27 protein-coding genes, 1 tRNA gene and 1 pseudogene are annotated in these 25,934 nt (G+C 69.4%); 16 read left to right on the top strand and 13 right to left on the bottom strand.

Annotated elements, in window-relative coordinates; genetic code table 11:
* The first annotated feature begins 138 nt into the window (after positions 1–138).
* Both FCN18_RS21415 and FCN18_RS21410 read left to right on the top strand, forming a co-directional pair.
* Entirely contained in the window at positions 139–639 is a 501-nt protein-coding gene (locus tag FCN18_RS21415; RefSeq protein WP_199543086.1) for a MogA/MoaB family molybdenum cofactor biosynthesis protein, read from the top strand.
* Positions 640–651: 12 nt separating this feature from the next.
* Positions 652–834: a hypothetical protein gene (locus tag FCN18_RS21410; RefSeq protein WP_112276475.1), complete on the top strand. Its 183-nt coding sequence runs from the start codon at positions 652–654 to the stop codon at positions 832–834.
* 22 nt (positions 835–856) lie between these two features.
* Here the strand turns inward: FCN18_RS21410 and mscL are convergent, their stop codons facing one another.
* The 4 genes from mscL to FCN18_RS21390 all read right to left on the bottom strand — a co-directional run bounded on the left by mscL (position 857) and on the right by FCN18_RS21390 (position 3,120).
* The gene (mscL, locus tag FCN18_RS21405; RefSeq protein ID WP_112276477.1) at positions 857–1,258 is read right to left on the bottom strand and encodes a large-conductance mechanosensitive channel protein MscL; all 402 of its coding nucleotides are present in this window, start codon (positions 1,256–1,258) and stop codon (positions 857–859) included.
* A 30-nt stretch (positions 1,259–1,288) separates the two neighbouring features.
* Positions 1,289–1,942 (bottom strand): SAF domain-containing protein, encoded by a 654-nt coding sequence (locus FCN18_RS21400; RefSeq protein ID WP_112276479.1) that lies wholly within the window; start codon positions 1,940–1,942, stop codon positions 1,289–1,291.
* Positions 1,943–2,080: 138 nt separating this feature from the next.
* Positions 2,081–2,428 carry an FmdB family zinc ribbon protein gene (locus FCN18_RS21395; protein WP_112276481.1) on the bottom strand — a complete coding sequence of 116 codons (348 nt, stop codon included), beginning with the start codon at positions 2,426–2,428 and terminating at the stop codon, positions 2,081–2,083.
* 89 nt (positions 2,429–2,517) lie between these two features.
* Positions 2,518–3,120, bottom strand: coding sequence for a 5-formyltetrahydrofolate cyclo-ligase (locus FCN18_RS21390; RefSeq protein ID WP_199543090.1), 603 nt, complete (start codon positions 3,118–3,120; stop codon positions 2,518–2,520).
* A gap of 111 nt (positions 3,121–3,231) precedes the next feature.
* Here FCN18_RS21390 and FCN18_RS21385 point away from each other — a divergent pair, with 111 nt between their 5' ends.
* The 6 genes from FCN18_RS21385 (at position 3,232) to FCN18_RS40235 (ending at position 7,733) form a co-directional block, all read left to right on the top strand.
* Positions 3,232–4,137: a UTP--glucose-1-phosphate uridylyltransferase gene (locus FCN18_RS21385; RefSeq protein ID WP_137095941.1), complete on the top strand. Its 906-nt coding sequence runs from the start codon at positions 3,232–3,234 to the stop codon at positions 4,135–4,137.
* On the top strand, positions 4,134–5,405 hold the full coding sequence (glp, locus tag FCN18_RS21380) for a molybdotransferase-like divisome protein Glp (RefSeq protein WP_112276486.1): 1,272 nt from the start codon (positions 4,134–4,136) through the stop codon (positions 5,403–5,405). Before FCN18_RS21385 ends, glp begins: the two co-directional genes overlap by 4 nt.
* A 9-nt stretch (positions 5,406–5,414) precedes the next feature.
* Positions 5,415–6,095 carry a GNAT family N-acetyltransferase gene (locus tag FCN18_RS21375; protein WP_112276487.1) on the top strand — a complete coding sequence of 227 codons (681 nt, stop codon included), beginning with the start codon at positions 5,415–5,417 and terminating at the stop codon, positions 6,093–6,095.
* 186 nt (positions 6,096–6,281) lie between these two features.
* The gene (sepX, locus tag FCN18_RS21370; protein ID WP_137095940.1) at positions 6,282–7,100 is read left to right on the top strand and encodes a divisome protein SepX/GlpR; all 819 of its coding nucleotides are present in this window, start codon (positions 6,282–6,284) and stop codon (positions 7,098–7,100) included.
* A 55-nt stretch (positions 7,101–7,155) separates the two neighbouring features.
* Positions 7,156–7,228, top strand: a tRNA-Ala gene (locus FCN18_RS21365).
* Between the two features lie 250 nt (positions 7,229–7,478).
* Positions 7,479–7,733: a hypothetical protein gene (locus tag FCN18_RS40235; RefSeq protein ID WP_051171979.1), complete on the top strand. Its 255-nt coding sequence runs from the start codon at positions 7,479–7,481 to the stop codon at positions 7,731–7,733.
* A gap of 378 nt (positions 7,734–8,111) precedes the next feature.
* Here FCN18_RS40235 and FCN18_RS40230 read toward each other — a convergent pair.
* The 4 genes and pseudogenes from FCN18_RS40230 to FCN18_RS21345 form a co-directional block, all read right to left on the bottom strand.
* Positions 8,112–8,903, bottom strand: a pseudogene (locus FCN18_RS40230) (recombinase family protein); the annotation flags it as partial.
* Positions 8,904–9,087: 184 nt separating this feature from the next.
* On the bottom strand, positions 9,088–9,360 hold the full coding sequence (locus FCN18_RS21355) for a recombinase family protein (protein ID WP_043830785.1): 273 nt from the start codon (positions 9,358–9,360) through the stop codon (positions 9,088–9,090).
* 71 nt (positions 9,361–9,431) lie between these two features.
* Positions 9,432–9,938, bottom strand: a complete 507-nt coding sequence (locus FCN18_RS21350; protein ID WP_076153521.1) for a recombinase family protein — start codon at positions 9,936–9,938, stop codon at positions 9,432–9,434.
* A 79-nt stretch (positions 9,939–10,017) separates the two neighbouring features.
* A complete protein-coding gene (locus tag FCN18_RS21345; protein WP_043830790.1) occupies positions 10,018–10,197 on the bottom strand; it encodes a hypothetical protein in 180 nt (59 codons plus the stop codon).
* Positions 10,198–10,983: 786 nt separating this feature from the next.
* On the opposite strand from FCN18_RS21345, the gene FCN18_RS21340 reads away from it, so the two are divergent.
* Positions 10,984–11,262 (top strand): helix-turn-helix domain-containing protein, encoded by a 279-nt coding sequence (locus FCN18_RS21340; protein ID WP_043830792.1) that lies wholly within the window; start codon positions 10,984–10,986, stop codon positions 11,260–11,262.
* A 29-nt stretch (positions 11,263–11,291) separates the two neighbouring features.
* Here the strand turns inward: FCN18_RS21340 and FCN18_RS21335 are convergent, their stop codons facing one another.
* From FCN18_RS21335 to FCN18_RS39140, 5 genes are read right to left on the bottom strand one after another with little or no spacing between them, the layout of a single operon-like run.
* Positions 11,292–12,080 (bottom strand): deazapurine DNA modification protein DpdA family protein, encoded by a 789-nt coding sequence (locus FCN18_RS21335; RefSeq protein ID WP_043830795.1) that lies wholly within the window; start codon positions 12,078–12,080, stop codon positions 11,292–11,294.
* Positions 12,077–12,598 (bottom strand): VUT family protein, encoded by a 522-nt coding sequence (locus FCN18_RS21330; protein WP_043830797.1) that lies wholly within the window; start codon positions 12,596–12,598, stop codon positions 12,077–12,079. Before FCN18_RS21330 ends, FCN18_RS21335 begins: the two co-directional genes overlap by 4 nt.
* Positions 12,595–13,389, bottom strand: a complete 795-nt coding sequence (locus tag FCN18_RS21325; protein WP_081684792.1) for a recombinase family protein — start codon at positions 13,387–13,389, stop codon at positions 12,595–12,597. Before FCN18_RS21325 ends, FCN18_RS21330 begins: the two co-directional genes overlap by 4 nt.
* Entirely contained in the window at positions 13,386–14,267 is an 882-nt protein-coding gene (locus FCN18_RS21320; RefSeq protein ID WP_051171987.1) for a DNA methyltransferase, read from the bottom strand. Before FCN18_RS21320 ends, FCN18_RS21325 begins: the two co-directional genes overlap by 4 nt.
* A gap of 52 nt (positions 14,268–14,319) precedes the next feature.
* A complete protein-coding gene (locus FCN18_RS39140; protein ID WP_072029967.1) occupies positions 14,320–15,312 on the bottom strand; it encodes a hypothetical protein in 993 nt (330 codons plus the stop codon).
* Between the two features lie 542 nt (positions 15,313–15,854).
* Between FCN18_RS39140 and FCN18_RS21315 the strand changes: the two genes are divergently transcribed.
* From FCN18_RS21315 to FCN18_RS21285, 7 genes are all read left to right on the top strand, one after another.
* A complete protein-coding gene (locus FCN18_RS21315; RefSeq protein WP_137095938.1) occupies positions 15,855–16,832 on the top strand; it encodes a hypothetical protein in 978 nt (325 codons plus the stop codon).
* 251 nt (positions 16,833–17,083) lie between these two features.
* Entirely contained in the window at positions 17,084–17,332 is a 249-nt protein-coding gene (locus FCN18_RS21310) for a pilin (RefSeq protein WP_225950548.1), read from the top strand.
* A gap of 327 nt (positions 17,333–17,659) precedes the next feature.
* Positions 17,660–19,330, top strand: coding sequence for a hypothetical protein (locus FCN18_RS21305; protein WP_228714066.1), 1,671 nt, complete (start codon positions 17,660–17,662; stop codon positions 19,328–19,330).
* On the top strand, positions 19,327–20,550 hold the full coding sequence (locus tag FCN18_RS21300; protein ID WP_043830806.1) for a PrgI family protein: 1,224 nt from the start codon (positions 19,327–19,329) through the stop codon (positions 20,548–20,550). Before FCN18_RS21305 ends, FCN18_RS21300 begins: the two co-directional genes overlap by 4 nt.
* Positions 20,550–22,460 carry a VirB4 family type IV secretion system protein gene (locus FCN18_RS21295; protein ID WP_043830809.1) on the top strand — a complete coding sequence of 637 codons (1,911 nt, stop codon included), beginning with the start codon at positions 20,550–20,552 and terminating at the stop codon, positions 22,458–22,460. Before FCN18_RS21300 ends, FCN18_RS21295 begins: the two co-directional genes overlap by 1 nt.
* Positions 22,461–22,507: 47 nt before the next feature.
* Positions 22,508–23,341 (top strand): GP88 family protein, encoded by an 834-nt coding sequence (locus FCN18_RS21290; RefSeq protein WP_043830811.1) that lies wholly within the window; start codon positions 22,508–22,510, stop codon positions 23,339–23,341.
* A 49-nt stretch (positions 23,342–23,390) separates the two neighbouring features.
* Entirely contained in the window at positions 23,391–25,934 is a 2,544-nt protein-coding gene (locus FCN18_RS21285) for a helicase HerA domain-containing protein (protein ID WP_112285675.1), read from the top strand.

Here is a 25,934-nt window from a genome sequence, read left to right as displayed (position 1 = left end):
AGGTGCGCCCCGGCGGGGTCGCAGCATCCGTGGCGAGGACGTAAGCCTTCGGTCACATGTCGGTCCACCTTCCTGAGCGTTGGGATCGTGGGCGAGTGCGTCAGCGCGTGGGGTTCGCGCTCTACTACGGTGGTGCACATGGAACGCAGTGCACAGCGGCTCGGCCGCGCTCTCGTGGTGATCGTGGACGACCGCGCTGCCCAGGGTGAGAACGAGGAGACCGCCGGGCCACTGGTCACCGAGTTGCTCGAGGAGGCCGGGTTCATCGTCGACGGCACCGTCGTCGTGCGTGCGGACCCCGTGGAGATCCGCAACGCGCTCAACACCGCGGTGATCGGAGGCGTCGACCTCGTGATCACGGTCGGCGCGACAGGTGTGTCCCCGCGCGACGTCACCCCCGACGCGACCGCCGGTGTGCTCGACCGGCCCATCCCGGGCATCGGGGAGGCGCTGCGCTCCTCGGGGCTCGCCGCCGGCGCCATCGACGCCGGGATCTCCCGTGGCCTGGTCGGGGTCTCGGGCAGCACCCTCGTGGTGAACCTCGCCGGTTCCCGCGCGGCCGTGCGCGACGGCATGGCGACCCTGTCCGCACTCGTGCCCTACGTGATCGACGAGCTGTCCGGCCTCGACGAGAACTGACCCGGACCCGCCGTGACCGGTGACGAGGCCAGGCAGCCTCCCGAGACACCTCGTCGATCCCGCCGTCGCAGGATCGACGAGGTGTTCGGCGAAGTCCTTCCCGAGACCACCTCGGACGAGCGGGAGCCGAAGCCCGATCGCTCGGCTCCCGACGACTGGTACCTCGAGAACCGGCCACCTCACCACGACCGGTAGCCCGGCCGTGGTGCGGCTGTCGTCAGTCGCGGACCCGCTGCTCCCGCAGCAGGTCCCTGATCTCGCTGAGCAACTCGACATCGGTCGGTTCGGCCGGACCCGGCTCCTGCCCGCGCTTGCGCCGCTGCTGGATCTTCTGCATCGGCAGCACCAGGATGAAGTAGACCACCGCCGCGATGATCAGGAAGTTGATCGCCGCGTTGATGACCGATCCGAAGTCGAGGAACGTCGAGTCGTTGCCGCTCAGCACGTTGAAGCCGAGCCCCTGGGCCGCGTCGCTGCCCCCGATCGCGTTGATCAGCGGCTTGATCAGGCCCGTGGTGAACGCCGTGACGATCGCCGTGAACGCGGTGCCGATGACCACCGCCACGGCGAGCTCCACGACGTTGCCGCGCATCAGGAAATCCTTGAAGCCCTTCAGCACGCGTGCACTCCCTTCCACTTAGGACACCAGCTACCGGAGGGTAACCGTCACGGGTTGTCCAAGTGAAACCGCCGCCAGGTGTGCGGCGACGGCCGTGGGAGCCGCCAGGAGCACCAGCGGAGCCTCGTCCTCGCCGAGCGGGCCGTCTCTCGGCCGGCTCGCCTCGGTGAGCACGGTCAGCACCGTCGCGCCGCTGGCCAGGACCTTCTCGTGCTGCTCGGCGGCGCCAAGCGTGACCACGTCGACCCGGGTGCCCGGCCGGAGCAGCTGCGCGACGCCCGCGTCGGCGAGCCGGACGGGCACGGTCGCCGTGCCGGGCGGGGTGCTGTGCGCGCCGACGAGCCGAGCGTCCGTCAGAGGTTCACCCGCCCGGGCGACACCCATGAGTCGTTTCCCGGCGATCCGGGCAGCGTCGGCGAGCGCCCCGGCGGGGCGCAGGGAGTCGGGCATCTGGACCACCCGCACATCGGCGGGACGCAGGGTGGTGCCCAGCGGCAGATCGCGGGCGGCGACGAGAACGGGGCCGCCCGCGTCGCCATCCGCGGTGGCTGGTCGAGCCGCAAGTGCGGCCGCAAGCAGAAACAGCACGGCGGCGAGCGCGCGCCGGATGAGCGTGGCCGGATGGCCACGGGCGAACGCCGGAAGCCGGTGGTGCCACCGGCGTGCCGTGGGCGAATCCTTCATCGCCGTCCCCCATCGTCAGGGCGGAGGGCGGCCCGTTCCGCCCTCGACCCGTTCGACGCTAGGAGTGCCCGCCGAGCGCGGGGAAGCGGCGATTCACCAGCCTGTGGACAACAGGGGTGATGTGGACAACCAGTCCTGTCAGGAGGCCGCGGAGCTCGCCGTTGTCGTGGCCGAGGAGGAGGATGCCGAGCTCGTGCTCGAGTCCGAGCTCGACGAGCTGGACGTGCTCGACTCGGACTTGCCGGAGCCGTCCGAGCTCTTGGCCGAGCCGTTCGACGTGCTGCCCGCGGAGCTCGACGAGCGGGACTCGGAGCGCGAGTCGTTGCGGTAGAAGCCGCTGCCCTTGAAGATCACGCCGACCGAACCGAACAGCTTGCGCAGCGCTCCGTCGCACTTCGGGCACTCGCTGAGGCTGGCGTCGGAGAACGACTGGACCACCTCGAACTGGTGGCCGCACTCCTTGCAGGCGTACTGGTAGGTCGGCACTGGGGCTCCTTCGGCGTTGGCACTCGACTCCTAAGAGTGCTAACCCAATTTTGCTTGATGACATTCCGCCAGCGCAATCGAGGCCCAGATCACACTCGATCACTCGCGGGCAGCTCGACCAGCCCAAGGCCAGGGGTGAGCACGGCAGTCATCCGCACGTCGTGCGGTTCGGCAGGAAGGCGCTCGACCAGCTCCGTGTCGCGAATCACTGCCACCAGGTCCGCGCCGGGCGCGGCGAAGCCCAGAGAGCGGTCGTAGTAGCCGGCGCCCCGGCCGAGGCGCACGCCCCGGCGATCGACCGCGAGCGCGGGCAGCAGCACGAGGTCGGCCTCGCCGACGCCGCTCGGGCCCAACCGGGGTCCGTCGGGCTCCAGCACCCCGCGAAAACGCCCGGCGACCAGCGAGGACGTGCCGGTGTACTCGGCCCAGTCGAGTGGCCCCGGTGCGGGCGGGACGACGGGCAGGAGCACGCGGGTGCCGGCCTTGCGCAGCACGTCCAGCAGCGCGATCGAGCCGGGTTCGGAGCCGAACGGGACGTAGCAGCACGCGGTGGTCGCGGACAGCCCGGCGACCGCGTCGGCCAGCGCGGTGGCCTCGGCGACCCGTTGCTGGGTGGAGACCGCGGCCCTGCCCTTCGCCAGCAAGGCCCGCCACTCGCTCTTGGAAGCCTCCGGCAGCACGCGGTCGGGCACGTCCACGCTGGCTCCTTCCCGGTGGGTCCGAGACTCACCAGGTCAGCGAGTCGTCGTCGCCGGACTGTCATTCTCAGTCAGACACAGCAGATCAGGCTAGGCTTTGCGGCCATGACGGGCGCCACGAGTCACACCACGTTCCGAACCGCCATCGTGCCGGCCGCAGGACTGGGCACGAGATTCCTGCCGACCACGAAGGCCGTGCCCAAGGAACTGCTGCCCGTCGTCGATACCCCCGGCATCGAGCTCGTCGCGAACGAGGCGGCGCAGGCCGGTGCGAAGCGTATGGTGATCGTCACATCGCCGGGCAAGGAGTCGGTCGTCAACTACTTCCAGCGCCAGCCGGAACTGGAGGACACGCTGGAGCGCAAGGGCAAGACCGAGCTGCTCGGGAAGGTCCGCAGGGGGCCGGGGCTGCTGGACGTCGAGGTGGCGATCCAGGAGCAGGCACTCGGTCTCGGGCACGCGGTTGCGCAGGCCGAGCCGAACCTGACCGACGAGGACTCCGCGGTGGCCGTGCTGCTGCCCGACGACCTGGTGCTGCCTATCGGGGTGCTCGACAAGATGGCCGAGGTGCGGGCCGTGCACGGCGGCAGTGTGCTGTGTGCCTTCGACATCCCCAAGGAGCACATCTCGCCCTACGGCGTGTTCGACGTCTCCGACACGGGCGACGCCGACGTCAAGCGCGTGCACGGCATGGTGGAGAAGCCGAAGCCGGAGGACGCGCCCTCGACGTACGCGGCGGCCGGCCGATACCTGCTGGACCGGGCCATCTTCGACGCGCTCAAGCGCATCGAGCCCGGCAGCGGTGGTGAGCTTCAGCTCACCGACGCGGTGGCGTTGCTCATTGCCGAAGACCATCCCGTGCATATCGTTGTGCATCGCGGCGGCAGGCACGACCTCGGCAATCCGGGTGGCTTCCTGCGTGCCGCGGTGGATTTCGCGCTGGAGGACCCCGAGTACGGGCCCTCGCTGCGTGCCTGGCTGAAAGAACGAATCGAGAACGCCGAGTCATGACCGAACCCGAGCCGATCACCGCTGACGAGCCGGAGGCCGCGGGCTTCCGGTCGGTCGACGAGCAGCTCACGCTCACCCTGGGCGCCGCCGTGCGGCCGCGCCCTGTGCGCGTGGCGATCTCCGAGGCGCAGGGCCTGCTCTGCGCGGAGGAGGTCGTCGCCGAGCACGCGCTGCCCGGCTTCGACCAGGCCGCGGTGGACGGCTACGCGGTCCGCAGCGTCGACGTGCGCACTGCCGGTCAGGAGCCGGTGCAGCTGCCGGTCGTCGGCGAGATCCCGGCCGGGTCCCGGCAGCCGCGCAGGCTTCAGCCGGGCCAGGCGGTGCGGGTGGCGACGGGAGCTCCGTTGCCGACGCTCGCCGATGCGGTGGTGCCCACGGCGTTCACCGACGGCCACCAGGCGAAGGTCACCGTGCAGCGTGCGGTGCCCTCGGCCGGATACGTGCGGCGGACCGGTGAGGACGTGCAGATCGGCGACGTCGCCGTGCGCAGCGGCGACACCATCGGCTCCGCGCAGGTCGGCCTGCTGGCAGCCGTCGGCAGGTCGAAGGTGCTGGTCTACCCGCGGCCGAGGGTCTCGATCATCTCGGTCGGCGACGAGCTCGTGGACGTGGATCGCACCCCGTCGGTGGGCCAGGTCTACGACGTCAACTCCTACGCGCTGGCCGCAGCCGCGCGCGACGCGGGCGCCGAGGTGAGCCGCGTCGGCATCGTCCCGCTCGACCCGAAGCGCCTCCGCGAGACCGTCGAGGGCAGGCTGCTGATGTCCGAGGTCGTCGTGGTCGCGGGCGGAGCGGGTGGCAGCACCGGGGAGGAGGTGCACGCCGCGCTGTCCGACCTCGGCGACATCGACCTGCACCGGGTGGCCATGCACCCCGGTTCCGCGCAGGGCTTCGGCAGGCTCGGCCCCGACTCCGTGCCCACGTTCCTCATTCCCGCGAACCCGATGAGCGCGCTCGTGGTGTTCGAGGTGATGATCCGGCCCCTCATCCGCGTGGCTCGTGGCACGCGCAACCCGCACCGCAGGATCGTCGACGCCCGCCTGCTCTCGCCCGTCACCTCGACGAAGGGCCGCAAGGGCTTCCTGCGCGGGCAGCTGCTGCGCGACGAGAGCAACGGCGAGTACCTGGTGCAGCCGCTCGGCACGTCGGGTGCGCACCTGCTCGCGTCGCTCGCGGAGGCGAACTGCCTCATCAACATCGACGAGGACCTCACCGAGGTCGCGGCAGGGGAGCAGGTCAAGGTCACGTTCCTCGCCCAGCGGGCCTGATCACGGGCGATGACGTCGCAGGTGTACGCAGGTCCCTACGGCACCGAGCCCCGCCACCCCGGCTGGCCTGCCAAGCTCGGTCCACTGGTGGTGCGTGCCGGCAGCGTCGCGCTGCGGCCGGTGCACCTGCGGGACGGGCGGGAGTGGAGCCGCATCCGCCTGCGCGACCGCGAGTACCTGGAGAAATGGGAGCCCACCTCGCCGGGATCGTGGACGGACCGCAACGGTTTCGGGGCCTGGCCTCCGCAGTGGCTCTCGTTGCGGGCGCTCGCCAGACGCGGCCAGTGCCTGCCCTTCGCGATCACCGTGGACGGCGCTTTCGCCGGGCAGATCACGCTCGGCAACGTGATCAGGGCCTCGCTGCGGTCGGCGTGGGTGGGCTACTGGGTGTCGTCCGAGCTGGCAGGCGGCGGGGTGGCCACGGCGGCGGTCGCGCTGGCGACCGACCACGCGTTCCGGGCGGCCGGGCTGCACCGGCTCGAGGCGACCGTGCGCCCGGAGAACGTGGCCAGCCTGCGGGTACTTGGTAAGGCGGGTTACCGGCAGGAAGGGCTATTCCTGCGCTATCTCGATGTGGCCGGTGATTGGCGGGACCACATCTCTTTCGCCGTCACCGCCGAGGAGATGGGCGCGGGTTTCGTCGCGCGACTCATTGCCGACGGCAAGGCACAGCCGCCTGAACCGCGTTAACACTTTGTGAGATTTTCACCCGGTTTAGCTATACCTTTGCGTGATACGACCGGCGAGTCGCCGGGTTTTCTGTTACTCCTGTGACTAGCGTGACGAAGGTCAGCGTGGTGACGGGAGTGGGGCGACCACCCGACTGGTCGCGCGATCCACGACGACAGCGGTAACGGTCGGGGGAGGTGACGGGAGATGCCAAGCTCGTTGATCATTGTCGCGCTCGCGGCGGCGTGGCTTGTCGTTCTCGTTCCCATGGTCGCGCGCAAGCGCCAGGAGATCACGCAGACCAACGATTCCGCGTTGGCTGCGCGGGTCGTGCGGAGCGGGAGTGCACACAACCAATGGCGGAGGAGGTTCGCCATGTCCGGAGAAGCCAAGCGGGCCGACGACGAGGACCTAGTCGACTCCGAGTACGACGACCTCGACCAGGATCTCGACGAAGACCTGGACGAGGACTTCGACGAGCCGGAGCCCGAACCCCAACCGGTCCGCAGACCCGTCGCTGAGGACGAGTCGGGCCGCCGTTACCGGCCGGGCCGGGGCGGCTTCGATCCCGAGGCCGCGGAGATCGCTGCCCGCGCCAAGTACGCGTTCCGCCAGCGGGTCGTGCTCGGCCTCATCTTCGTGGTCGTGGTGACCGCGGTGGTTGCGGGCTTCGTGCTGCCGGTCGTGTGGTGGTTCAACGGCCTCGCCGACGTGGTGCTCGTCGGCTACCTCGTCTACCTGCGCAGGCAGGTGCGGATCGAGGACGAGATCCGTCAGCGCAGGCTCGCGCGGTACAACAACGCCGCGAGGCGTGTCCCGAGGCGGCCGGAGCCGCTGGAGGAGTCCGCTTACGTGGAGGTCGTCGACCCCCCGCGCCGCGAACTGGTGGGCCTCGAACGCAAGCCGGTGCCGACGTCGCGGATCCGCAGGCAGGCCGTGGTCGTGGACCTGGAGGACGAGGATCCCGCCTTCCACGAGCTCGACGACCCCGGTCAGCTGCCGTATCGGAGGGCCGCCGGGGAATAGGACCCCCTCGCTCGATGGGCATAGTGCCACTGTTATGCTCATCGAGCTTCCTCAAGGGGCTGTAGCGCAGTTGGTAGCGCGTCTCGTTCGCATCGAGAAGGTCAGGGGTTCGATTCCCCTCAGCTCCACCCTAGGGGTCTTACTAGAACAAGTGCCTGAATGAAGGCCACGAAGTAGGACCGCGACGCCTGAAGGCGAGCAAGGACCACCCGCATTGCGGGTGGTCCTTTTGATTGTGCCCTCCGCGCTGGTTGCTGCGGTCCGCTGACCTTGGATGGCGTGGAGCTCGGCGAAGGGCTCACGGAGCTCACCCTCTGTGATCTTGTCGTCCTCGATGTAGAGGGTGTGGAAGATAGCTTGGTTGAGTAGGCGGCGCTGTTGGTCGTTGCAGCGTCGGTACAGCTGGTCGGGCTGTTCGAGGAGAGCAAGGCCGGCGTTGACGAGCTGGGCGCTGTCGGTGAGGTCGGCGTTGGCTGTGTGCAGGCGATCCTCCAGCCGGCGGCGCTCGCGGGCGATGTCGCGCAGCTTCTCCTTGACTTTGGTCTGCGGCAGCGTGCTGTCGGCTGCGAGGTCGATCAAGTTCTCCTCCTTGGTGTCGAGTTCCTTGAGTTGTGCGGTGATCTGCTTGCGTAGCAGGCGTGCGGACTTTTCCTGCTCGCCGAGCACGGCATCGATCTGGTCGCGCATGTCAGTGATGAACGGCTGGCTGAAGCGAATCGCGGAGTAGTGGCGCTCGACAGCGTCCTCGACGAGCGTGACGTTGACGTGGGGTGCTTGGCACAGCCCCTTTTGCCGGCCGCGGCAGAAGAAGTACAGGTACTCGGCGCCCTTCGAGTTGATGGTCCGTTGGATGATCATCCGCCGCTTGATGCCGTCGCATTGGCAGCGTCCACAGAAGAGCGATCCTTTGAGGTAGTGGTGGTGGACGCGACGGCGTTCTTGTGCCGTCATTCGCGATTCAAGGATCTCCTGAACTGTCTCGAAGAGGTCCTCGTCGATGAGCGGTTCGTGCCGCCCTTGGATTTCTTCGCCGTCGTACTCGACGTATCCGAGGTAGTAGCGATCACGCAGCATTTGCGAAATCTTGTTCTCGGACACCTTCTTGGCGGGGTGTCGCCGGGTGGCCCTGGTGCGTAGGCCGCGGTCGTAGAGCTCGTCAGCCAGCTCTTCTTGCGTGTAGTCGCCGCTGGCGAAGAGCTCAAAACCCAGCTGAACAAAGGGCGCCCGTTCGGGATCGACGATGATCGTGCGGATGACGCGGCCGTCGGAGTGGTCGATGTGGTTGAGGTAGCCGAGCTTCGCGCGTCCGAGCGTGCCGCCGTTGCGGGCTTTCTGGCCCATCTTGTAGGCGATGTCGGCACCGGACTGGCGGGATTGGTACTCGTTGAACGTGGCCAGGATGCCGTGCATCAGCTGGCCGACCGGGGTGTCGTCGATGGCCTCGGTGGCCGAGACCAGGGTGACGCCGCGCTTGCGCAGGTCTGCCATGACGATCGCGTCGTCGTAGCGGTTCCGCGCCATGCGCGAGAGTTGGTAGATGATGATGACGTCAACGTCGCCCTGGCTGCGCACCCGCGCGAGCATCTGTTGGAATGCTTCGCGTTTGGTCATCTCCATGGCTGAGCGTCCGGGCTCGACGTACTCGTCGATGACCGTGACGCCCAGGTCCCGCGCCTTGCGCAAGCACGCTTCCCGTTGGGCCGGAATGGAGATGCCTTCCGGGTTGTAGTCGGTCCGGACTTGCCCGGTCGAGGACACGCGCAGATAGATCACTGCGCGAGTGCCGTGGGCAAGGTCGTCCATTGGCGGCTGGATAGGGATGGTGACGTCCTGCTGCAGTTCATCGATGAAGTCGGCATAAGCGCTGGTCATGACACCTCCTTCTGAGGGCGGCCTGGACGGAGGACCGTGCAGCCGGCGAGTGGGTCCGGGCGGCTGGATCGCGCGCTCCCGGCGAGCGGCGAATTCGTGGCCGGGTTGCTGTTTCTCAACGGCTGCGGAACCGCGCGAGCATGCGTCGGAACAGCTGGCGTTTCGGCCGTCGCCAGAGTCGAGCGTTTGGGTCGACGTACTCGTCGATGAGCGAGAAACCCAGTTCCCGCGCCTTGCGCAGACATGCCTCACGCTGGGCCGTGACGCTGTGGTCGGTCTCGGCCCGTCCGGGCGAGGCCACGCGCGTGTAGATCACCGCGCGGGTGGTGGGCGCAGGGGCATCCGACGGCTGGAGTTCGTTGTCCGAGTTGGCGTAGGCGGTGGTCATGACACCTCGTTATGAGTCGGTCTGGATGGGGATGTTTTGGTCGGCGCAGTGGGCTCCGGCGGGATTTGCAGTTAGCCGGCGAGCGGCGATTCGTCGGCGGATTGCTGGTCGTGGCGACGCCGGTCGCGACGATCTGCGAGTGCGCCGGTCTGCTCGATCTCCGCGACGGCACTCAACACGCGTACGTGGAAGAGGCCGTGCGCGGTCTCCGTGTCGAGGGCGGGATCAGTGGCCGAGACGACCCGCACGCCTCGGGACGTTAACTCGTCGAGCACGAAGGCGAGGTGCTGTGTCTTGCGGGAAAGGCTGTACAGGTGGTTGACGACGAGCACGTCGATGACTCCGGATCGGGCTGCCGCCAATACCCGTTGCAGCCCAGGACGCTTCAGCGTGCCGCCTGATGCGTAGTCGCTGCTGCGGAGAGCGATGTGCCAACCGGGTTGGGACGCGACGTAGGTCTGCAGGTGGTCGCTTTCGCGGAGGGTGGGCCACCGCTGGTAGAGGCCGACGCGTACCGGCCGTCGAGCCCGTGGGTGTGCGGCTCGGCGGCTGCGGGGATCGCAAGTGGCAGGCGGCATTGTGGTGAACCTTCCTTTCGAGTCATTGGCGAGCGGCTTCGATCCGCTGGGTTCGTTGCGCAAGCGCGAACGCGCGACGTCATGCCGCGTCGCGGCAGTGATCGGGGTGGCTGGCGTCCGCGGTGCCTGGCTCGGCGGGCAGCGTTTGCTCGCTGGCTTCGGTCTGCGCCAGGTCTGCCGCGAGGCTGGCGACCACCCGCGCGAGCTTGCGCATGTCGGGGGGATCGCGGCGAACGCCGCGCACCACCACGTTGCGCACAGCTCTGCTCGCGCCAACGCGCCGTCGGGGTTGCCTGCTCGGCGCGCTGACGGGGCTTCCCTGCTGCTCTTGGTCGGCCGGAGCAGGAACGTCGGCGCAGTTGTTGTCGGCCTGATCGGGGTTGCGAGGTTGAGCGCACATGAGCGCCCCCTTCGTGCCCGTGAGGCCCGCGGCTGGCGGAGGTTCACGGGGCTGCTGGTCGGCGACAGGAACCGTCGACACAGCGGGCACTCCCAGCTGCCGACACCTGCGGTCGCCGATCCGCGCGAAGCGGGTTTCGCGGCGATGCGGGCACGCACCATGACGTGCGTTAAATGAGCTGGGACCGCCAAAGCTGTCACGACCAACGGGCCTCTGCTCCCCGCATGCGTCCGTGTGGGGCCGGCGCTCGTGGCCGTGCTGGACTCTTGCCGTTCGGTAGGACTGTGTGCCTTGCCGAACTGGTGCTGGGTCACCTCGTCAGCTCGGGGTGGGCGGTCGACGCGAGTCCAGAAGAGCGCTACCGGCGCTGACCGCGAACCGCGGCGCGTCGGCATGGCGATGAACGTGATGGGTGCCGAAGCACCTCCTCTCTGTTGAACCGGGGACAGATGCGCCATTCAATTAAGGTAACACCTGAATAGATCTAGTACAGCCTGTGTATCTCAAGTTCTATCTGTTCGTGGGTGTGTGTCTGCTAAACACGCCGAACGTGCGGCGGCCAGCTTCGGTCGCCGTCGGGGACACTGAGAGTCGGTTGGCGACGGCGCGAAGCGCCTCGGAGCGACGAACACGGGACGGCAGCGGGTGCAGATCGAGTGGCGGCTGCGGAAGGTCATGGCCTCCCGCGACGTCTGGACCGCGACCCAGTTGCGCGAAATCCTCATCCAGCGCGCCGGGTTCGAACTGTCTCTCCAGTCGGTTGACGTGCTGATCAAGAAGCAGCCGGTCCAGGTGAAAGTGGCGACCTTGCAGGCGCTGTGCACGACGCTGCGGTGCACGCCCAACGAGCTGTTCGGAATCGACACTCCACGCGATGTCTCGCTCGTCGAACCGGACACCACGGAGTCCCGCGGCGAGCAGTGAGCCCGCGGCGGCGAACGCGGCGACGGCCATCACGCGGCCCTCCCCAATACCTGCGGGGACACGGTGTCCGCAGACAGCCCTGCCGAACCCAGCGTGGTTCGGATCTGCCGATACCAGCTGAGCGCGAAGCGCAGACAGTTCGACTCGGTGCGATGGCTCGGACCGCATCCGGATACGTATCGACCGCGCATGCTCCAGGACATCGAGTCCGAACTGGCGAGAGCTTCGGCGTACCGGTTGAGGCCGGTGATCTTGATGCCGAAACCGTGGAGGTTCAACTCGCGCGTGGCGAAGGCGCGCATGATGCGCTCCACGTCGGCGCTGCTCTGGCGCCGGCACACCGTGCCGATCCCGACGAGCGGCTCGGCGGCCAGATCGATCCCGGCCTGCTCGTAGAAGTCGGCGCAGCGTTCGTAGTCCGACAGAGTCCAGCCTTGCAGCGTCGGCACCCAAGGGAGCTCAGGCGCGAGTTCCCGCAGGCGGACGAGGTTGCGCACGGTCCGCCGTTGATGCTCGCGGATCGTCAAGCCGGTGCGTTTCAGGATGCGCTGTTCGCACATCCAGTCCTGCGGCGCCGCCCAGGCGAGGTTGCCGATCTCGTCGGCGTAGCGCCGGACCGTCTGGACGTAATCCTTCTCGTCGATCTGCCAGCGTCCGTGAAGCTGCAGCTCTGTGAAGCCGCCGGAGTCGAGCGCCCATTCCGTGATGGCGCGGGGCAGGGTGCGGCGGTGGCCGAGCCGCCGGTGCGACACCAGCAGCGGGATGTCGGGCACGCGGGTCAGCCAGATGGGTTGGTGGACGCCGAGGTAGAACCTCACGCTGGCATCGCCCTCCGGCGAGCGCGGACACCAGCAAGCACAGCGACCGCCAGGGCCGTGGTGGTGGTCTTCCCGACGAGTTGGCCGGTGAGGTAGGTCAGCGAGCCGAAGGCCAGCGGCAGGAACAGCAGGCTGTCGACGAGCAGTCCAACCGTGTTCGACGCACTCACGGCGGCGAGGTGACTCCAGTCGCGCAGCGGGGTGTAGATGGCGAGGTCGACAAGTTCGGAGACGGCGAAGGCCGCCGCGCTGGCGAGCGCGATGCGCGGCTCGGCGACCAGTCCGGACAACGCCGCGCCGAGGGCGATCGCGAGCAGCGTTGTCCGGGTGCCGACAGCGTCCTGCAAGAGGTCCCGGACGGTGAATGCGAGCCCGGCGAAGAACGCGCCTGCGGGAACGTGCAGGCCCGCGATAGCGACCGCTGGCCAGAGTGAGGTGGCCCAGTTCGCGCCGGCGATCGTCGCCGCGTACCCGGCGAACAGGACCACGGCGGCGACGGTCCACCGGCGGATGTTCATGCCGCGCTCGGCGGGGAGTCGGCCGGGTCTGTCGCACTGGGCGGGAGTTCAGTGGGGCCGGGCTGGGCGCGGTGGAAGGTGCGCTCGTCGACGAGTGGCTCGTGCACCTTTGGCGCCGAGGTGACCCACTGCTCGATGGGTGCCGGGCGGCCGGCGATGGTGCGGGCCCAGACCTGGCGGCCGGTGTACTTGACGTTGGTGACGATCCGCCGGACGGCCTTGGGGGTCCACCGCCCGTTGGGCACCGGGGCTGCGTACTGGCTCGGGTCGCTGTTGAGTCGTGCGGCGATGACGGCGAACGTCAGGCCGTGGTCGGCCCGCCAGATGAAGATCTGCTTGACGGCGGCGGCGGTCTGCCAGTCTGGGACGAGGACCGCCCGCAGTTTGCTGTGTCCGCTGGGGTCGGTGACCCGGATGCGCAGGGCGCGGTAGCCGTAGGGCGGGGGCCCGATCTGGTAGCCGGCGCGGACGAGTTCGACCATCGCCTGGCGGGCGCGTCGGGTGGTCTCGGCGTGGTGCGCGGCGGGCGCGGCCCACTGGATGTGGTTGCCGCGGGCGTCGACCAATTCGCTGTTACTGGTCGGGTCGTCCGCACCTGCTTCGGTGTCGACGGCGGAGGTATCCGACTGCCTTGTCCACAGGTTTGTCCACAGGTGGGACCACCAGGGTGGACGCGTCTCGGGCACAGGTGTGCCGGTGCACTGGTGGCGGGCGGCGGCGCGAAGTGCAGCGCGCTTGCCGCGGAACTCGGGATGCCAGCCGCATTCACGGCAGTACAGGCGCGTCGTCATGCTGCTCGTCCCCAGCCGGGGTAGGTGACGCGGTTGACGGCGGGCCGGATCACCTCGTCCTCGGTCGGCCACGGGATGCCGACTGCCGCGGCGGCGGCGAGTTCGGCGTCGTGGGCGAGCTGGAAGACAAGCACTTCGTGGTGCGCGGAGAGCGCGGTCGGCGCGCCGGCAGCGAGTGCTCGGGCGGCAGCGCGGCGTTCGGCAAGCGAAGCGCGGGTGACCAGCCGGCTGCCGCGCAGTCCGGCGGTCAGTGCGATGCACCGCTCGACCGGTGCCAGCCCGGCCGAAGTTCCGGCGGCGAGCACCGGTGTGGCCAGGTCGACCAGCGAGCCGTCCGGACACCGGAGGGGCCGCGCGACGACGGCGACGTGTCCGCCGGATCGCAGCAGCGGCTCGCAGTAGAGCAGTGTTGTGGCAAGGTCGGCGAGGGCGGACTCGACCGGGTCGCGGCCCGGACCGGTCGCGCGGTCAGGCGCGGTGCGCAAGCTGGTCAGGATGAGTCCGACTCGTCCGATCAACCCTGCGGCCCGGATGGTCGCGAGCACCTTGGGGCGGGCGTCGAGGACCGAGCCGTCGCGCCACGCGCCTGTGGTCTTGGCGGCGGTGACGTTGGCGCGAGCGAGCGTCCACCACTGGGTGCGGGCGGTCAGTCCGAGCGCGCGACGGTCGGCGCGCAGCGCCTCGGTCAGCACGGTGCCGGCCCCGCAATCCGGGTCGAGAACGAGGTCGCCGGGACGGGTGTAGGTGGCGATCGCATGGGCGGCGACGGCGGGTGGAATCCGCTCGGTGTCGGTCTCGGTGCCGGGCACACAGCCGGTGTCGCGCAGCTGCGCGAGAGTGTCGCGCTGCCCGGTCGGCCAGACCGATAGGGACGGCATTGAGGGCTCCTCCCCCGGTGGCAGGGGGAGTGGCCAGGGCGACGTGGGACGGTCAGCCATTGGAGGTCTCCTCCCCGTCGGCGGTGTCGGTCGGGGCCGGCTGGCGGGTGAACACGAAGAGGTCGTCGTGCACCTGGATGTGCCGAGCGGGCGTCGCGAGCGGTCGTGCCGGAGCCTGGGAACGGGAGTGCGTGGCCGGGGTCGCGACGGCGAGTGCGCCGTCGCGGACGGGCACGCGCAGCAGGGCGATGCGATCGATATAGCGCAGTCCGGCATGGTGCGCGGCGCGCACGAGCGAGCTTGCGGGGTCGGTGAGCCGACCACGGGCTCGCTCACCGTGTGTGATGACGGCAAGGGTGCCGGTCGGGGTGAGCAGACCGGCCCAGTCGGCCGGACGGACCCCGTCGAGGGTGCGCGGTTCGGCCGTGGTGATGACGAGGTCGTAGCGGTCCGGACCGACGCCGGTCGCGGTCGAGTGCGGTCCGGGACGACGGTGTGCCCACGGCTCGGCGGGCTGGTCGGTGGTCGGACTGGCGGTGCGGGGTCGGGGTCCGGACTCGGCCTCGGCCGACGCGTCGCCGGAGTGTTCGCCGGCCAGGTTGGGGTGCGCGACGGCCGTCTGAGTCCGGATGCTGCGGCCGAGTCGTACCACGGTCCAGCCCGCTTCGTGTAGTCCGGCGTACGGGCCGGGCCGGGACTGGTTACGGCCCGCCGTTGGTGACCACGATGCGGGCGGCGCGAGGTAGGGCGCGGGGGCAAGCAGGAGCATTCGCTGGCCGGGCTGGGTGTAGGTGGTGACGATCTTGATGACCGCAGTCAGCAACCAGTTGGCGAGCAGCCCGGTGCCCTCACGGAGTTCGTCTTGAGCGCACGGCCAGACGGTGCTCGGCTGGGCGGGACGAGGATGGTGCAGCGTGAGGCGCAGGGTGCGTAGGCGTGGTGTTCGCCGCCTCTGCGGTAGCGGGATCGGGACGGTCGGGGGGTCGGTCGGGCCGTGCTCCTGGGAGCCGTCTCCTGGGGAGCCGTTGCCGTGTGTCGGGGTCATCGCGGGTCTCCTCCGACGAGGTGGGGCTGTGCGTTCTGACGCCCCTTAACTCTGTATTTCGACCCCGTTTTGGACACGCCTCGCCAAACTTATTTGAGATGGCAAAGGTGCATGTTAATGGCGACTTGGCGTGATTCGAACAGTTCTGCCAAAGCCTCGACGCTGAGCCGCTCGTTCCGTCGACCCAGGTCGGCGCCCACCGTCTTCTGGGCCACTCTGTGGTCAGATTTTTCAAGATTTTTCGGCGGTGCCAGGTTGAGCTTGAGTGCCGACTGTATCCGGGCGCAGTTCGGCTACTAGCGTCGTACTAGTGACCAACTATAACTGCAGTTCGTCGGCTACTAGCGTCGATCGGGTTACGCGGGCCACGAGGGCGCTTTGTTGATCTTGCTTCATGGTGTTCGTGGGATGAAATAGTAGTTCGCTAGTAGCCTCGGCGCGGTTCGCTAGTTGGCGCCTAGTAATGATGTGGTATTTCCGTGGTATCGGTCGTGGCTTCCTGACGTCGTTGTTGTTCACATCGACGCCGTGGGAGTCACGACATGGCAGCACAATCCGTTTTCCGTCGCGCTGGCGACGAGGCCGTCCCGAACTCATTGGATATCGCGCGGGACACGTTTACCTGGCTAGTGACCGGGCCGCACCCGATATCGCTGAACGGCCGGCTCTTTCCCGGTCTGCCGGACCGGCACATTGCGCTGGACGAGGTCCGCGACCGACTGCTGGCGCGCCGGTGCCCGCAGGCGACGCGGGACGCGGTGTGGGCGCATCTGGTGCTGCGCTCCCGTACTGAAGGAGCGACCTGGACGATCGCCGCGGTCGGGGTCGCACTGCCCGCGCTGACTTCTGTCGCGGCGACCTTGACCAACCGGTTCGCCAACGATCCGGCCGACGTGCACGCCGAGGTTCTGCGCGGCTTCCTGACCGCGTTGTCGACCATCGATCTGCGTCCGCCGCGAATCATGCTGCGGCTGCGGTGGGCCGCCTACCGGTCCGGCTACTACGCGCTCGCCGAGGCGCTGGCGGGTCCGACTCCGGTCGCGCCAGGGTTCCGATCCACCCCGCCGCACGCGCCGTGGGGTCACCCGGATCTGGTCCTTGCCCGCGCGGTCGCGGACGGAGTCCTGACTCAGACCGAGGCCGCGCTGATTGGTGCGACTCGGTTGGAAGAGGTGCCCGTCGCGGACTGGGCTGCGCGGCACCAGACCGGCGAGTGGGCGGTCTACAAGGCGCGCAAACGCGCCGAGCTCCGGCTCGCCGCGTACCTGCGCGAGGGCGTCGCCGAGACCGATCCGACCGACCCGTTGACCGACCAGGTAGCCACCGCAGTGGCCCTGGCGCGACCGGTCGCACCGGCCCGCGACTTGCCGCGGTCGTCACTGTCCGTGTCGGTTAGTGAGGTCGAGTCGGGGCAGAAAGTTCAGGGTCGCGTGTCCAAAACGGATGCGAAATCCGGAGTTCAGGGCTGCGGGACATCCCCGCGCTCAGCCCGACCTTCGGAGGTGCCCCAATGCGCCTGATCGATCGATTCTTCCCCGCCGCGAGCGGACCGCGCAGCGCCCGCCTCGATGGCACTCCGCAGCCGCCGGCCGAGGCCCCAGCGTCGAGCACGCCGGCCGAGATCACCGGCAGCGAGCCGACCAGTGCTCCGGTCACTAGGCCGGAGGCCTGGGTTCCGGTCCGTCCCCGCCGCTGGTCGCACGTGGCGTTGATTGTCGAGCTGGCGGTCCTCGCGCTGCTGGCGTCGGCGTCGGCGGCGCACGCCGACACGATGGTCGTCGCTCTGGCAGATTCGGTGACCACGGTCCTGAACAACGTCCGCAACTGGATCATGGGCATCTTGGCCGGCTTGGCCACGGTGTTCCTGTCCATCGGCGGTGTCCGATACGTGATGGGCGGTGGCGACCCCGGCGAGGTCGAGAAGGCCAAGACCGCCTTCAAGTCCGCCGGGTGGGGCTACGGCCTGGCAGCGCTCGCGCCGCTGGTCGTGGAGATCCTCAAAGGGATCGTGGGGGCCTGACCGATGGCCGGCACCCCGCCCACGGTTCGCCCGTACCGCCGGTCCGGCGGACCGGTCGCGACCGCTGCCGCCGGACGAATCGACGGGGACCGAGCGATGCTCTCCCCGGTCTCCGACGCCAGCGCCGACCGGCCGCCGGCTGGTCGGCACTGGCGCTGGTACGCGGGCTGGATGCTGGCGCTGAGCGTCGTCGTGCTCCTGGTCGGGGTCCTCGCGGTCAGCGCCTCGGCGCAGCCGACCACACCGAACCCGGATCCTTGCTTGGGGCCTGAGCCGCGGCCGATCCCCTGTGCCCCGCCTCCCACACCGACACAGCCCACACTCCCAATGCCGAGCGCGCCCAGCCCATCGACGGCGCCGCCAAGCACGCCGTGCACGGGTGAGGACTGCATCCCGCAGCCGACCACGCCGCCACCGACAAGTGGCCCGCAGCAGCCCGGCAGCGGCAACGGTGTCAGCGACTCGGACTGCGGGATCACCGACATCGGTGCCTGCATCACCGAGGCCATCAACTCGGCGTTCCGCAGCATCGTCGAAGCTGCGCTCTCGCCGATCCTGGAACTGATCGGGCACACCGCGCTGTCCACACCGACGATCAGCGACCTACCCGGCATCGGCGAACTCTGGAACAACTCGTGGGAGCTCGTGGTCGCTGCCTACGGCCTGCTCATCCTCCTCGGCGGCATCGTCGTGATGGGCCACGAGAGCGTCCAGGCGCGCTACTCGATCAAGGAGATCGGGCCCCGGATCCCGATCGCGTTCATGGCCTCGGCATTGAGCTTGTTTTTCGCCGACAAGCTCATCCGACTGGCCAACGGCCTGACCCTGGGCATCCTCGGCGACGGGGTCAACGCGCCCTCGCTGGGCAACACCCTCAAGGACGCCGTCGCCGGCATCCAGACCGGCGGACTGTTCATCATCCTGGTCGGCCTGGTGCTCGTCGTGGTGGGCCTGGGCCTGCTGGTCGTCTACGTGGTCCGGATCGTCATCACCCTCGTCTTGATCATCTCGGGCCCCTTGTTCCTGATGTTCCACGCCCTGCCGCACACCGACCCGCTGGCCCGCTGGTGGTGGAAGGCGATCACCGCGACGCTGGCGATCCAGGTCGCTCAAGCGCTGGTGCTGATCACCGCAGTGCGCACGTTCCTGTCCGGCGGCGTGCATCTGTTCGGCTCGACGCTGTCCGCGCTCGGCACGCTGGTCGCCGCGATCGCCTTGTTCTTCATCCTGTTCAAGATCCCGTTCTGGTTGTTATCGGCCGCCAAAGTCAGCTCTGGCCGGTCGTTCCTCGGAGGGCTGGCGAAGGCCTACATCGCGGCGAAGACCTTCGGCATGGTCGCCGGGAAGACCGGCGCACTGGGCAAGGTCGGCGGCGCGGTCGGGGCGAAGAGCGGCGGCGGAGGTGGTGGGGGTCGCGGTGGCGGGTCGGCAAATTCGCCGTGGCCTGCTCAGGCGCGCCTTGCGCCCACCCCGGAGATGGTCAACAAGCGGCTCAAGGCGGCCCAGGACGCCGAGCGCGTCCGCGCGGCCCGCCGGTCGCGGCTGCCCTCGCAGACGCCGCAGTTCCTGCAGCCCTCACCCCAAGACACCACCCACGACCCCGCCGTCACCCCGGCAAACCAGGGACCAGCCATGCCTCCTGAGTTCAGTTCCGCACCCAGGCCCGCCACGCCGATCTCACCGCCGCGGCGAGGGCAGCGGCCGGGATCGGCGCCCCAGTTCCAAGCAGCCGGTGGGCCGCGTCGACGCGGCGCCACCCCGCCGCCGGCCCGCCCGATCCGCACCGCGTCTGTGCCCCCGCAGTTGCAGTTCCGACCCGCCACGCCGCCGGCACCGCAGCCGTCGTCGCCACCCACGTCGGCGTCCGCGCCTGCCGCGCCGGTGTTCCGGCAGGCACAGCCCGAGCCGCGCATCGGCGACGCCTACCGGCGCACCCAGTCCGTTCCGCCGGCGCTGTTCCGCACGCCGAAACCCGCTCCAAGAGGTGAAGGGAAATGAGTCAGCCCGTCCGGATTCCTGCCGACGTCGATCGCGAGGACCGGGTGATCGGTCCGCTGACGGCGCGGCAGCTGCTCATCCTCGCCATCACTGGGATTGTGCTGTACGGGACGTACACGATCACCCGCGAGTTCGTGCCGCTGGTGGCGTTCCTCATCGTCGCCATCCCGATCGGGGTGACCGCCGCGTTCCTCGCGCTCGGCCAGCGCGACGGCATCACCCTCGACCGGTTGGTGCTGGCGGCGCTGCGGCAGCGGATGAGCCCGCAGCACCGAGTGGCCGCGCCGGAAGGCATCCGCCCGGCCCCCGAGTGGCTGGGCAGACAGGTCACGAATACCAGCAGCAAGAGCCGCGCCCAGGGGAAGGACGGCGGGGACGCCGCGGCGTCGACGGTCTCGCCGGCCGCGCTGCGGCTGCCCGCCGAAGCGGTCACCGATACCGGCGTCATCGACCTCTGCAAGGACGGGGTCGCCGTCGTCGCGGTCTGCTCGACGATCAACTTCGGGCTGCGCACCCCGGGCGAGCAGGAGTCCCTCGTCGCCTCCTTCGGGCGGTATCTGCACTCGCTGACCGCACCCGTGCAGGTGCTCATCCGCGCGGAACGACTGGACCTGTCCGGGCAGATCGCCGAGCTCCGCGAACAGGCCGGCGGCCTGCCGCACCCGGCGCTGGAACAGGCGGCGCGCGAGCACGCCGAGTACCTCGACCAACTCGGCCGCGCCACCGACCTGCTGCGCCGCCAAGTGCTGCTGATCCTGCGCGAACCGCTGCTCACCACGGGCCCGACCGACGGACTCGGCAGCGCCTCGCCACTGGCCGCGTTGACCGCGAAACGCAGGGCCGCCAAGCAGGCCGCCCTGGTCGACGACGCCACCCGGCGGGCCGCCGAAGCCCGGCTGGTCCGCCGGCTCAGCGAGGCGGTCGAGCTGCTGTCCCCCTCGGGGATCGTGGTCACCCCGCTGGACGCCGGACAGGCCACCGCGGTGCTCGCCGCGGCCTGCAACCCCGACAGCGTGATCCCGCCGAACTCCGGTCTCGCCGCCTCGGACGAGGTCATCACCACCGCCCCGGACGACGGCTGGGACGCAGGCGCGTTCGGCCGCGCCGCGTTCCCCACCGACGACGAGTTCGGCGAGGCCGAGGACGCCTGGGATGACGGCTTCGACGACACCGCCGAGGACCCCGACGACTACGTCAACTCCGCGGGGAGGTACCGCTGATGAAGACCAAGGACAAGCGCCGCGGCCGGAAGGCCCAGAGCGTGCAGCCGCCGCTCGGGCGGGCCAGCGCGTTCACTCCGGACGCCATCTCCGTCCGTCCTCGTGCGCTGGAAGTCGGTGGCGAATGGGTCGCGAGCTTCGCCGTCGTCGGCTACCCGCGCGAAGTGCACAACGGGTGGCTTCAGCCGCTGCTGACTTACCCCGGACGGGTCGACGTCTCGCTGCACATCGAGCCGATCGACCCGGTCACCGCGGCCAACCGTCTCAAGAAGCAGCTGTCGAAGCTCGAAAGCGGTCGCCGGCACACCAGTGAGAAGGGCCGGCTGGTCGACCCGCACGTCGAAGCCGCCACCGAGGATGCCTACGACTTGTCCGCACGGGTCGCCCGTGGCGAGGGCAAGCTTTACCGGCTCGGGCTGTACCTGACCGTGCACGCTCCCACCGAGGAGGCCCTCAGCGACGAGGTCGCCGCGATCCGGTCGTTGGCGGCGTCGCTGCTGCTGGACTGCAAACCGACCACGTACCGCAGCATGCAGGGCTGGATCACCAGCCTGCCCATGGGTCTGGACCTCGTCGGCATGCGCCGCACGTTCGACACCAGCGCGCTGTCTGCGGCGTTCCCGTTCACCTCACCGGACCTGCCACCGCCCGACCCGACCTCGGTCGGCGCACCGAGCGGCGTGCTCTACGGCTTCAACGTCGGAAGCCAGGGGTTGGTCCACCATGACCGGTTCGCCCTGGACAACCACAACTCGGTGATCCTCGGCCGCTCCGGCGCGGGCAAGAGCTACCTGGTGAAGCTGGAGTTGTTGCGGTCGTTGTATCGCGGGATCGAGATCCACGTCATCGACCCGGAGGACGAGTACGCCCGGCTGGCCGCCGCGGTCGGCGGAACGTATGTGCACCTCGGTGCCGAGCAGGTCCGGTTGAACCCGATGGACTTGCCGATCCACACCCGCCCGGACGGGCGCCGCACTGCACCGCGCAACGCGCTGATCCGCCGGTCGTTGTTCCTGCACACGGTGATCTCGGTGCTGCTGGGCAGTGAGCTCGAAGCGACCGAACGTGCGGCACTGGACCGGGCTATCACCGCGACCTACCAGCGCGTGGGGATCACCTCGGATCCGCGGACCTGGACCCGCCCGGCGCCGCTGCTGGCCGACCTCGCCGAGGTCCTCGCCGGGACCGGTGACCCCGCCGGGGTGGAACTCGCGGCGCGGCTGCACCCGTATGTCACCGGCGCGTTCTCGGGGCTGTTCTCCGGCCCGACGTCGACCCGTCCGGAGGGACACCTGGTGGTGTTCTCGCTGCGGGATCTCGCCGACGAGCTCAAGCCGATCGGCACGTTGCTGACGCTCGACGCGGTGTGGCGGCAGGTCTCTAACCCGGCCATCCGCAAGCCCAGGCTGGTCGTGGTCGACGAGGCGTGGCTGTTGATGAAGGAGCCCGCGGGCGCGGAGTTCTTGTTCCGGATGGCTAAGGCGTCCCGGAAACAGTGGGCCGGTCTCACGGTGGCCACCCAGGACACCGCGGACGTCCTGGGCTCGGATCTGGGTAAGGCAGTGGTGGCCAACGCCGCGACGCAGATCCTGCTGCGGCAAGCCTCCCAGGCGATCGACGAGATCACCCGCACCTTCGACCTGTCTATGGGTGAGCGCCAGTTCCTGCTCTCCGCGGACCGTGGCCAGGGCCTCCTGTCGACCGGGACGCAGCGCGTGGCATTCCAGTCCATCGCCTCACCGGTCGAGCATCAATTGGTCACGACTGACCCCGCCGAAATCGCCGGGTATTCCGACACCTCGTCGGGAATCGAGAACTCCTTCGTCGAACTCGGCGCGGACGACACCGCGGGAATCGCGGACTCGTTCGACGATGGCAACGCGTCGCAGATCGAACTCGACGCCGCCTAATCGCAGGAATCAATCCGTATACACCGAATCGCACCCAGGGGATACCCATGTCTACGTCATTGCCCATTTCCGCCACCGTTAACCGGCCCACGCGGCTGCTCACGCAAAACAGCGAGATGCGCCAGATTGGCGTGTGGAACTGGTCGCTGCCGGCCTGGGCCGGCCGCTTGGCTGACGGTCGCACTTACAACACCTGTCCGTCGGCCGGAATCTGCGCGCAGGCGTGCTACGCCCGGCACGGCACCTACACCTGGCCGGTCGTCCGCGCCAAGCACCAGGCGAACCTGATGTACGTCCTGGACGACCTGGCCGGCTGGCAGGCCGCCATGGTCGCGGAACTCGGCGCGGCCAAGTTCCGGGGCGCCTGGATCAGAATTCACGACAGCGGCGATTTCTTCTCCGACGCCTACCTTCAGGCATGGCTGGATATTTGCCGGACTCGACCCGACACGAATTTCTACGCCTACACCAAAGAGGTGTCCCGATTCCGGACGCTCGTCGAGCCTGGCCCGCCGCCGAATTTTCTGTGGGTCTACTCGTATGGCGGGACACAGGATGCCGCGTTGAATCCCGCCGTCGACCGGATCGCAGATGTGTTTCCCGACGAGCCTGCGATCGCCGAGGCGGGCTGGGCCTCGCAGGAAGCCAGCGACCTGCTCGCGGTCCTGGGCCCGCGGCTGGTCGGGGTGCCGGCCAACCGCATTCCCGCCTACCTCAAGCGGCTGGCCGGGCGCCGGTTCTCCGCGTGGCAAGCCGAGGTCGACGCCGACCGCGCCGCCCGCCGAGGCCGCCGGCACCTGCGGCTCGTCGTCGACAACACCCGCCCCGACCACAGCCAGCAGCCCACGGCCGAGCCGGCTGACCAGCCGTGGGCGGCTTGACCGCAGCTCGCATCCGTCCCGTCGACCGCTTTGCGTGGGGAGGTCCCCGATGTCCTGGCCAATCACCGCCACACCCCTGTCCGCCCTCATCCCACCGCATATTGAGCAGACCGCGGACGTGCTCGCCTCACCGGTCGGCGACTACCTGCGTGACCCGCTCGGCGCGTTCCAGAACGTGCTGGCGCACCTGCGCGACCTCGCCCTGACCTGGGGCCCGATCGTCGGGCCGGTGCTCGCGGTCGCTGTCACCGCCGCGGTCGTCGCGCGCCGTCGGTGGCGCCGCCGCTACCACCAGCGCCTGATGATCGATGCTCGCCTGATCACCGTGCTCGCGCCGCCGACGGTCGACCCGTCCGGGGCGATCACGGTGTGGTCCAACCTCGTCGGATTGCTGCGGCCGGGGTGGCGGCGTCGCTTCGGCGGGCAGCCGCACCTGAGCTTCGAGCTGACATTCACCGACGACGGCGTGCAGATCCGGCTGTGGGTGCCGGGCCTGGTGCCGCCCGGCATGGTCGAGCGCGCGATCGAGGCCGCCTGGCCCGGCGCGCACACCCGCACCACCCCCGCCAAGCCCCCGATCCCGACCACGACGGCAGCGGGTCGGCGGGTCGAGGCGGTCGGTGGCGAGCTGCGGCTGGCGCGCTCGGAAGCACTGCCGATCCGCACCGAGCACCCGGCCGACCCGATTCGCGCGATGCTCGGCGCACCGGTCGGGCTCGGCCCGCACGAGCGGGCATGCGTGCAGATCCTCGCCCGCCCGGTCGCCGGCCACCGAGTGACCAAAGCCCGCCGCGCCGCCCGGCGGGTGCACGCGGGCGGGTCGGTTCATCTGGTCGGCCGGCTGCTCGACGTCATCACGCCGGGCAAGACCCCGAAGTCGTCGACCAGCACGCGGACGCCGGGCCTGGATCGGCAGACCAGCCTGGAGTACGCCGCCCAGGACCGTGCTGTGGTCGAGAAGCTGCGGGCGAACCAATTCGAGACCCGTATTTGCTACGCCGTGGCCACCACCGTGCCCGAGGACGCCACGTCGGGCGAGGTTCAGGCGGTGCGGGAGGTGCTGCGGGGTCGCGGGCACGCGATCGCCTCGGCGTTCGCCGCCTACTCCGAGCACAACTACTACCGCCGGGTTCGGATCCGTCGAGATCCGGTCGCCGTGCTGGCCGAACGCCGCCTGGGCAAGGGCGACCTGCTCTCGATCCTCGAGCTGGCCGCAATCGCGCACCTGCCGATCGACGAGTCCACCCCCGGCCTGCAGCGGGCCGGCGCGAAGGCCGTGCCGCCCCCGCCGGGTATCGCCACGGCCGGGGAGCAGATCAAGCCCCTGGGGCTGTCGGACTCCGGGCACTCCCGCCCGGTCGGCCTGCACGTCGCCGACGCCCGCCACCACCTGCACATCCTCGGCGCCACCGGTAGCGGCAAGTCGGAGCTGATGGCCCGGATGATCCTGGCCGACGCCGAGGCCGGCCGAGGTGTCGTCGTGGTCGATCCGAAGGGCGACCTCGTGTCGGACATCCTGATGCGCCTGCCCGAGGAGCTCGGCGAGAAGGTCGTGCTGTTCGACGCCGACTCCCGCGCCCGCCCGCCGGTGCTCAACCCGTTGGAGGGAGCGGATAAGGCCCGCGCGGTCGACAACCTGGTCTCGATCTTCTCCCGGATCTACGCCTCGTCGTGGGGGCCGCGCACCGACGACATCCTGCGCGCCGGGCTGCTCACCCTGACCGCGATGCCCGGTACCCCGACGCTGGTCGACCTGCCCAAGCTGTTGACCGTGCCGGCGTTCCGGCAACGGGCCTGCGACCAGATCGATGACGAGGTCCTCAAGGGCTTCTGGTCCTGGTACGACGACCTGTCCGAAGCCAGCCGCGCACAAGTGATCGCGCCGCTGATGAACAAAATCCGCGGCTTCCTGCTGCGCCCGTTCGTCCGCGCCGCCATCGCCGGTGGAACGTCCACTATGGACATGGATGAGGTGCTCAACACCGGTGGGATCTGCCTGGTGCGCATCGCTCGCGACGCGCTAGGGATGGAAACCGCGCGGCTGGTCGGTTCCATCGTCGTGGCCCGCACCTGGCAGGCCGCGACTCGCCGAGCTCGCGTCCCGCAGCGCCAACGCCGCGACTGCGGGCTGTACGTGGACGAGTGCCACAACTTCCTGAACCTGGCCTATCCATTGGAGGACATGCTCGCCGAGGCCCGCGGCTACCGACTCTCCATGGCGTTGGCACACCAGTACCTCGGACAGCTACCGAAGGAGCTCGAAGAGGGCGTCAGCACCAACGCGCGCAGCAAGATCTTCTTCAACGCCTCGCCCGAGGACGCCAAGCGGCTGGCCCGGCACACCATGCCGCGGCTGAGCGATCACGACCTGTCCAATCTCGGCGTGTACCACGTCGCCGCTCGGCTAGTCCTGGGCGGCGAGGAAGCGCCGCCGTTCACCGCGGTTACCGAGAAGCTCCCGCCCGCGATTCCCGGACGCGCCAAGGCAATCCGCAAAGCAGCCAGGGTCAATACCCGCCCGCCCGTCACCAACGCCGACAACGCAACGGGCCGCCCCGGTCAGCCCACTGTAGACCCCCGCCGCGCGGTCTGA

The sequence above is a fragment of the Prauserella endophytica genome (genome assembly GCF_005146945.1).
GTDB classification, from domain to species: domain Bacteria; phylum Actinomycetota; class Actinomycetes; order Mycobacteriales; family Pseudonocardiaceae; genus Prauserella_A; species Prauserella_A endophytica.
The sequence above is the reverse complement of the archived record's forward strand: the minus strand, read 5'-3'. Positions and strand labels throughout refer to the sequence as shown.

Excerpts from the sequence above, each read along its gene's own strand:
- sepX (WP_137095940.1), top strand. The coding sequence starts at position 6,282 with ATGCCAAGCTCGTTGATCATTGTCGCGCTCGCGGCGGCGTGGCTTGTC.
- FCN18_RS21290 (WP_043830811.1), top strand. The coding sequence starts at position 22,508 with ATGTCTACGTCATTGCCCATTTCCGCCACCGTTAACCGGCCCACGCGG.
- FCN18_RS21415 (WP_199543086.1), top strand. The coding sequence starts at position 139 with ATGGAACGCAGTGCACAGCGGCTCGGCCGCGCTCTCGTGGTGATCGTG.
- FCN18_RS21355 (WP_043830785.1), bottom strand. The coding sequence starts at position 9,360 with ATGACCACCGCCTACGCCAACTCGGACAACGAACTCCAGCCGTCGGAT.
- FCN18_RS21350 (WP_076153521.1), bottom strand. The coding sequence starts at position 9,938 with ATGCCGCCTGCCACTTGCGATCCCCGCAGCCGCCGAGCCGCACACCCA.
- FCN18_RS21330 (WP_043830797.1), bottom strand. The coding sequence starts at position 12,598 with ATGAACATCCGCCGGTGGACCGTCGCCGCCGTGGTCCTGTTCGCCGGG.
- FCN18_RS21305 (WP_228714066.1), top strand. The coding sequence starts at position 17,660 with ATGCCGAGCGCGCCCAGCCCATCGACGGCGCCGCCAAGCACGCCGTGC.
- FCN18_RS21375 (WP_112276487.1), top strand. The coding sequence starts at position 5,415 with ATGACGTCGCAGGTGTACGCAGGTCCCTACGGCACCGAGCCCCGCCAC.
- FCN18_RS21295 (WP_043830809.1), top strand. The coding sequence starts at position 20,550 with ATGAAGACCAAGGACAAGCGCCGCGGCCGGAAGGCCCAGAGCGTGCAG.
- FCN18_RS39140 (WP_072029967.1), bottom strand. The coding sequence starts at position 15,312 with ATGACCCCGACACACGGCAACGGCTCCCCAGGAGACGGCTCCCAGGAG.
- FCN18_RS21385 (WP_137095941.1), top strand. The coding sequence starts at position 3,232 with ATGACGGGCGCCACGAGTCACACCACGTTCCGAACCGCCATCGTGCCG.
- FCN18_RS21310 (WP_225950548.1), top strand. The coding sequence starts at position 17,084 with ATGGTCGTCGCTCTGGCAGATTCGGTGACCACGGTCCTGAACAACGTC.
- FCN18_RS21325 (WP_081684792.1), bottom strand. The coding sequence starts at position 13,389 with ATGACGACGCGCCTGTACTGCCGTGAATGCGGCTGGCATCCCGAGTTC.
- FCN18_RS21300 (WP_043830806.1), top strand. The coding sequence starts at position 19,327 with ATGAGTCAGCCCGTCCGGATTCCTGCCGACGTCGATCGCGAGGACCGG.
- glp (WP_112276486.1), top strand. The coding sequence starts at position 4,134 with ATGACCGAACCCGAGCCGATCACCGCTGACGAGCCGGAGGCCGCGGGC.
- FCN18_RS21400 (WP_112276479.1), bottom strand. The coding sequence starts at position 1,942 with ATGAAGGATTCGCCCACGGCACGCCGGTGGCACCACCGGCTTCCGGCG.
- FCN18_RS21315 (WP_137095938.1), top strand. The coding sequence starts at position 15,855 with ATGGCAGCACAATCCGTTTTCCGTCGCGCTGGCGACGAGGCCGTCCCG.
- FCN18_RS21285 (WP_112285675.1), top strand. The coding sequence starts at position 23,391 with ATGTCCTGGCCAATCACCGCCACACCCCTGTCCGCCCTCATCCCACCG.
- FCN18_RS21320 (WP_051171987.1), bottom strand. The coding sequence starts at position 14,267 with ATGCCGTCCCTATCGGTCTGGCCGACCGGGCAGCGCGACACTCTCGCG.